The organism is Kitasatospora sp. NPDC127121 (assembly GCF_042677305.1).
Classification (GTDB): Bacteria; Actinomycetota; Actinomycetes; order Streptomycetales; family Streptomycetaceae; genus Kitasatospora.
This window is the reverse complement of sequence record NZ_JBHXTQ010000150.1, coordinates 1-5899: the sequence shown is the minus strand read 5'-3', so window position 1 is coordinate 5899 and position 5899 is coordinate 1. Positions and strand designations below refer to the sequence as shown.

At 73.0% G+C, this 5899-nt stretch carries 4 protein-coding genes and 1 pseudogene; 2 read left to right on the top strand and 3 right to left on the bottom strand.

The window, feature by feature from the left end:
- Positions 1-471: 471 nt before the first annotated feature.
- Both ACFVHI_RS36820 and ptsP read left to right on the top strand, forming a co-directional pair.
- On the top strand, positions 472-921 hold the full coding sequence (locus ACFVHI_RS36820; RefSeq protein WP_063350198.1) for a PTS glucose transporter subunit IIA: 450 nt from the start codon (positions 472-474) through the stop codon (positions 919-921).
- Between the two features lie 99 nt (positions 922-1020).
- Positions 1021-2691: a phosphoenolpyruvate--protein phosphotransferase gene (gene ptsP, locus ACFVHI_RS36815; protein ID WP_363377293.1), complete on the top strand. Its 1671-nt coding sequence runs from the start codon at positions 1021-1023 to the stop codon at positions 2689-2691.
- 67 nt (positions 2692-2758) lie between these two features.
- Here the strand turns inward: ptsP and ACFVHI_RS36810 are convergent, their stop codons facing one another.
- The 3 genes and pseudogenes from ACFVHI_RS36810 to ACFVHI_RS36800 form a co-directional block, all read right to left on the bottom strand.
- On the bottom strand, positions 2759-4867 hold the full coding sequence (locus ACFVHI_RS36810; RefSeq protein ID WP_380346395.1) for an acetoacetate--CoA ligase: 2109 nt from the start codon (positions 4865-4867) through the stop codon (positions 2759-2761).
- Between the two features lie 46 nt (positions 4868-4913).
- Positions 4914-5486, bottom strand: coding sequence for an NUDIX domain-containing protein (locus ACFVHI_RS36805; protein WP_063350195.1), 573 nt, complete (start codon positions 5484-5486; stop codon positions 4914-4916).
- A 33-nt stretch (positions 5487-5519) separates the two neighbouring features.
- Positions 5520-5899: pseudogene (locus ACFVHI_RS36800) on the bottom strand (DNA hydrolase); the annotation flags it as partial.

Below are 5899 nucleotides of genomic sequence, written 5' to 3'. Positions count from 1 at the left end.
GGAACGGACACTTCCTTCGGACCGCCTTCCAGCGGGCCCTCCGGGCGCTTCGTTCTTTCGTGTTCCCAGCTTACCAGATGTTTTCCGCCCCGTTTACCGGAGGTTTTCGCATCTGAAATCTGGTGTTAACCGCCAAGTCGCGGCGACTCGCCCAACCATAGCGGGTCGCCCGCCGGAGTGCGAATCGAGGCGCTCCCGGTGTCACCCGGTCGGCGGCATGATTTGTTGCTCTCGCGAGCATATACAGCAATGGTCCCGATTCGCCAAGATGCCTGTAGAGTGCGGCGCATCGACTAAGAGGACTAGACCACTAAACGGTCGGTGAGCCGCCGGACGACGGGCCGGGCTGGGCGTGGGTCTTCGCCCGGGAATGTCAGCAGATGTCCGAAGTTGACATGATTTAGGCTTCAGTCGATCGTCCTGCCGCTGCTCGCGGCCGCTCGCTATACCGCTCACTTGGGAGGCACAACCATGACCACTGTGACGTCGCCGCTGACCGGCAAGGTCGTCGGGCTCGCCGGCGTGCCCGACCCGGTGTTCTCCGGCGCGATGGTCGGCCCCGGCACCGCGATCGACCCGGAGCGCCGGCCGACCGAGGCGGTCGCTCCGGTGGACGGCGTCGTCGTCTCCATGCACCCGCACGCGTTCGTCGTGGTGGACGCCGAGGGCCACGGTGTACTGACCCACCTGGGGATCGACACCGTGCAGCTGAACGGCGAGGGCTTCGAGCTGCTGGTCAACAAGGGCGACACGGTGACCCGCGGTCAGGCCGTCATCAAGTGGGACCCGGCCGCCGTCGAGGCCGCGGGCAAGTCGCCCATCTCGCCGATCGTGGCGCTGGAGGCGAACGCCGACTCGCTCGGCGGCCTGCGGGAAGACGGCGAGGCCGTCTCCGGCGAGGCCCTGTTCAGCTGGAACTGACCTCTTACTTTGCACACACCCGCCCCGCAGGAGTTGTCGGGGCGGCCCGGCACACAGCGGTTCCCGGCGGGGCCGCTCCTCTCAGCGGAGACAGGTGACATGAAGAAGACGCTGCGCGGCGTGGGTGTCAGCCACGGGGTCGCGATCGGCCAGGTGCGGCACATGGGGACGGCGGTGCTGGAGCCCCCGGCCACCCAGATCCCGACCGAGGACGCCCCGCGCGAGCAGGCCCGCGCTCAGGCCGCCGTCGAGGCGGTCGCCGCGGACCTGATCGCCCGCGGCAACCTGGCCGGTGGCGAGGCGCAGGCCGTCCTGGAGGCCCAGGCGCTGATGGCGCAGGACCCGGAGCTGATGGCCGACGTGTCCCGCCGGATCGCCGTCGGCAGCAGCGCCGAGCGCGGTGTGTACGACGCCTTCGCCGCCTACCGGGCGCTGCTCGCCTCCGCCGGCGACTACCTGGCCGGGCGGGTCGCCGACCTGGACGACGTCCGCAACCGCATCGTGGCCCGGCTGCTGGGCGTGCCGATGCCGGGCGTGCCGGACAGCGACGAGCCGTACGTGCTGTTCGCGCGGGACCTGGCGCCGGCCGACACCGCGCTGCTCGACCCGACGCTGGTGCTCGGCTTCGTGACCGAGGAGGGCGGGCCGACCAGCCACAGCGCCATCCTGGCGCGGGCGTTGGGCGTGCCGGCCGTGGTCGCGCTGCCCGCTGCGACGGACGTCGCCGAGGGCACCGTCGTCGCCGTGGACGGCAGCTCCGGTGACGTGCTGCTGGAGCCCTCGCAGGAGAAGCAGGACGAGCTGCGGGCGGTCGCCGCCCAGCGCAAGGCCGCGCTGGCCGCATCCTCCGGCCCGGGGCAGACCTCGGACGGCCACCGCGTGCCGCTGCTGGCCAACGTGGGCGGCCCGGCGGACGTGCCGGCCGCGCTGGAGAACGGCGCCGAGGGCGTCGGCCTGTTCCGGACCGAGTTCCTCTTCCTGGACGACTCCGCGAAGGCGCCCACCGAGGAGAAGCAGGTCGAGGCGTACCGCAAGGTGCTGGAGGCGTTCCCGGAGGGCCGGGTCGTGGTCCGGGCGCTGGACGCGGGCGCGGACAAGCCGCTGGACTTCCTCACCCCCGCCGACGAGCCGAACCCGGCGCTCGGTGTGCGCGGTCTGCGCACCCTGCTGGAGCACCCGGAGGTGCTGCGGACGCAGCTGCGGGCGCTGGCCAGGGCCGCCGAGGGCCTGCCGGTGCACCTTGAGGTGATGGCCCCGATGGTGGCCGACCGCAAGGACGCCAAGGACTTCGCCCAGGCGTGCCGCGAGGCGGGGCTGGAGGCCAAGTTCGGCGCGATGGTGGAGATCCCGTCGGCCGCGCTGCGGGCCCGGTCGATCCTCCAGGAGGTCGAGTTCCTGTCGCTGGGGACCAACGACCTCGCGCAGTACACCTTCGCCGCCGACCGTCAGGTGGGCGCGCTGGCCCGGCTGCAGGACCCGTGGCAGCCGGCGCTGCTGGACCTGATCGCCGCGGCCGCCGAGGCGGCGCAGGCGACCGGCAAGAGCTGCGGCGTCTGCGGTGAGGCGGCCGCCGACCCGCTGCTGGCCGTGGTGCTGACCGGTCTGGGCGTCACCAGCCTCTCGATGGGCTCGGCCTCGATCCCCTACGTGCGCTCGACGCTGGCCAAGTACACGCTGGCGCAGTGCCGCCGGGCGGCCGAGGCGGCCCGGGCGACGGACAGCGCCGAGGAGGCGCGGGCCGCCGTGCAGCAGGTGCTGTCGGGCGAGTAGGACGGGCGAACAGCAGGAAGGGGTGCTCCCACCGGGTCCGGTGGGAGCACCCCTTCGGCGTTTCCGGTCAGGCGGGGCTCTGCCGGTCGCGGCGGAGCTGCTCGAAGAAGCGCAGGTGGTCGATGTCGTCGACGGAGCCGGGGTTGACGGCCTGCTCCAGCGGGGTGCCGGAGAGGATCCGCTTGACCGGGACCTCGATGCGCTTGCCGGTGAGGGTGTGCGGGAGGCCGCGCACCGCGATGACCTCGTCGGGGACGTGGCGCGGGGAGAGTTCGGTGCGCAGCGAGGTGCGGATGCGGCCGGTCAGCCCCTCGTCGAGCTCGGCACCGGGGGCGAGGACGACGAACAGCGGCATCCAGTAGCCGCCGTCGGGCTCCTCCAGGCCGATGACCAGGGATTCGGCGATCTCGGGGAGGCGTTCGACGACCTCGTAGATGTCCGAGGAGCCCATCCGGACGCCCTGGCGGTTGAGCGTGGAGTCGGAGCGGCCGTGGATGACGACGGTGCCGCGGGAGGTGACGGTGATCCAGTCGCCGTGGCGCCAGACGCCGGGGTACATGTCGAAGTAGCTGTCGTGGTACCGGGTGCCCTCGGGGTCGTTCCAGAAACCGGTGGGCATGGACGGGATGGGCTTGGTGACGACGAGTTCGCCGACGGTGTCGGTGTGCGGGTGGCCCTGGACGTCCCAGGACTCGACGGCGGCGCCGAGGCAGGGCGCCTGGATCTCGCCGAGGTGGACAGGCAGGGTGGGGACGCCGCCGACGAAGCAGGAGCAGACGTCGGTGCCGCCGCTGACGGAGGCGAGCCAGACGTCCTCCTTGACCTCCTCGTAGATCCAGCGGAAGCCGTCGGGCGGGAGCGGGGAGCCGGTGGTGCCGATGCAGCGGACGGCGGAGAGGTCGAGGTCCCGGCCGGGGTGCAGCTCGGCCTTACGGCTGGCGATCACGTAGGCGGCGGAGGTGCCGAGGACGGTGGCGCGGGTACGGGCGGCGACCGACCAGAGCGCGCCGGTGTCGGGGTGGCCGGGGCTGCCGTCGTAGGTGACGATCGTGGCCCCGACCAGGAGGCCGGCCAGCAGGAAGTTCCACATCATCCAGCCGGTGGAGGTGTACCAGAGGAAGCGGTCCCGGGGGCCGAGGTCGAGGTGGAGGCCGGCCTGCTTGAGGTGTTCGAGCAGGATGCCGCCCTGGCTCTGGACGATGGCCTTGGGCAGGCCGGTGGTGCCGGAGGAGTAGAGCACCCAGAGCGGGTGGTCGAAGGGGACGGCCTCGTAGACCGGCTCGACGTCGTCGGCGACCAGGTCGTCCCAGTGCAGGGCGCCCTCGGGGGCGGGGGCGCCGAGCAGCGGGACGTGGACGACGGTGCGCAGGGTGGGGAGTTCACGGCGCAGTTCGGCGACGACCTCGGTGCGGTCGTGGTCCTTGCCGCCGTAGTGGTAGCCGTCGACGGCGAAGAGGACGGCGGGTTCGATCTGCTGGAGGCGGTCCAGGACGCTGCGGGCGCCGAAGTCGGGGGCGCAGCTGGTCCAGATCGCGCCGACGGCGGCGGTGGCGAGGAGGGCGACGGCGGCCTGCGGGATGTTGGGCAGGTAGGCGCTGACGCGGTCACCGGGGCCGATGCCCCGGGCGCGCAGGGCGGCGGCCAACGAGCCGACCTGGCGGCGCAGTTCGGACCAGGTGAGGACGGCCGGCTGTTCGGTGGTCTCGTCGAGGTGCAGGACGGCCGGGCGGTCGGCGTTGGCCGGGTCCTCGGCGGCGCGCAGGGCGTGTTCGGCGTAGTTGAGGCGGGCGCCGGGGAACCAGCGGGCGCCGGGCATGGCGGGGTCGGCGAGGACGGCCTCGGGGGCCTGGGTGAAGCGGACGTCGAACCACTGGGTGATCGCGGTCCAGAAGCGGTCGAGGTCGGCGGTGGACCAGGCGTGCAGGTCGGCGTAGCGCTGGGCGGCCTGCTGGTCGTCGGCGGCCGGGGCGAGCGGGGCGGCCGGGGCGCCGTGGTGTTCGGCGGCCCAGGCCTGGAAGGCCACCAGGCTGGTGGCTGCGGCGCGAGCGGGGTTGGGGCGCCAGAGCGGCTGGTCCTGGGGTGGGGTGCTCACGGTGGTGGTCTCCCGGCCGGTGGTGGGGACGGGAGTGCTTGTGGCAGGCCCGTCCGGTTGGGCTGTCGGTGCAGACCATGCCATGCGAGCGGCCGCTGCGCCAGGGTCCGCCCGGTGGGTGCCGGGCCGGTCAGCGGCCGGAGATCCCGCCGCTGGACTCACCGCTGAACTCGCCGCCGAACCAGGAGCGGGAGACCCGGGTGTGGAAGGGGAAGGCGAGCGGGGTGTCGGGGGCGGCGAGCTGCCAGCCGTCGGTCTCGTCGGTGGGGCGCGAGGGCGGGAGTTCGGCGAGCGGACGGGCCGGGAGCAGGCCGAAGAGGCAGAGGAAGCCGCCCCTGGCGTCGGAGTCGGTGGCGACCAGGGTGATGTCGGCGGCGTCGGCCAGGATGCCGGTCTCCTCGCACAGTTCGCGCACGCACGCCTGCTGCCAGCTCTCGCCGTAGTCCACGTAGCCGCCGGGGAAGGCGAGTTGGCCGTAGCCGGGCTCGATGGTGCGGCGGATGACGACGAGGGTGGGGTCGGCGTCGGGGCGGGTGACCGGGAGGAGGGTGACCACGACGGGCAGCGGGTTGCGGTAGCTGATCTCGGCGCAGCCGGGGCAGGTGCGGGGCCAGCGGTCGGTGCCTGCCGGGTAGGAGGTGCCGCAGAAGTGGCAGTGGGAGAACGGCTGGTTGACCGCGTGTGTCGGGTCGTCAGTGGTCATGGCCGGATGGTAGCCGGGTGCGCGCGGCGGCCGTCAGCGGAGTTCGCCGTCGCGGGTGGGGCGGAGCAGGGCGGGGTGCAGGAGGCTGGCGTCTCCGGCGTGGTAGGTGCGGGCCCTGGGGCCGCCGCGGGCGCCGCCGCGGGCGGTGGTGGCGCCGGTGCTCTCGACGAAGCCGGGGACGGAGAGGACCTTGCGGTGGAAGTTGCCGGGGTGGAGCTTCTCGTCCCAGACGGCCTCGTAGACGGCGCGCAGGTCGGGGATGGTGAAGTCGTAGGGCAGGAAGGCGGTGGCGAGCGGGCTGTACTCGAGTTTGGCCCGGACGCGGTCGAGGCCGTCGGCGAGGATGCGCGCGTGGTCGAAGGCGAGCGTGCGGGAGGACTGGCCGGTGGGCCCGCCGTCACCACCCCCGTGGG

What these genes read in the sequence shown, in the direction of transcription:
- ACFVHI_RS36820 (WP_063350198.1), top strand. Translation starts at nt 472, where the DNA reads ATGACCACTGTGACGTCGCCGCTGACCGGCAAGGTCGTCGGGCTCGCC.
- ptsP (WP_363377293.1), top strand. Translation starts at nt 1,021, where the DNA reads ATGAAGAAGACGCTGCGCGGCGTGGGTGTCAGCCACGGGGTCGCGATC.
- ACFVHI_RS36810 (WP_380346395.1), bottom strand. Translation starts at nt 4,867, where the DNA reads ATGGCATGGTCTGCACCGACAGCCCAACCGGACGGGCCTGCCACAAGC.
- ACFVHI_RS36805 (WP_063350195.1), bottom strand. Translation starts at nt 5,486, where the DNA reads ATGACCACTGACGACCCGACACACGCGGTCAACCAGCCGTTCTCCCAC.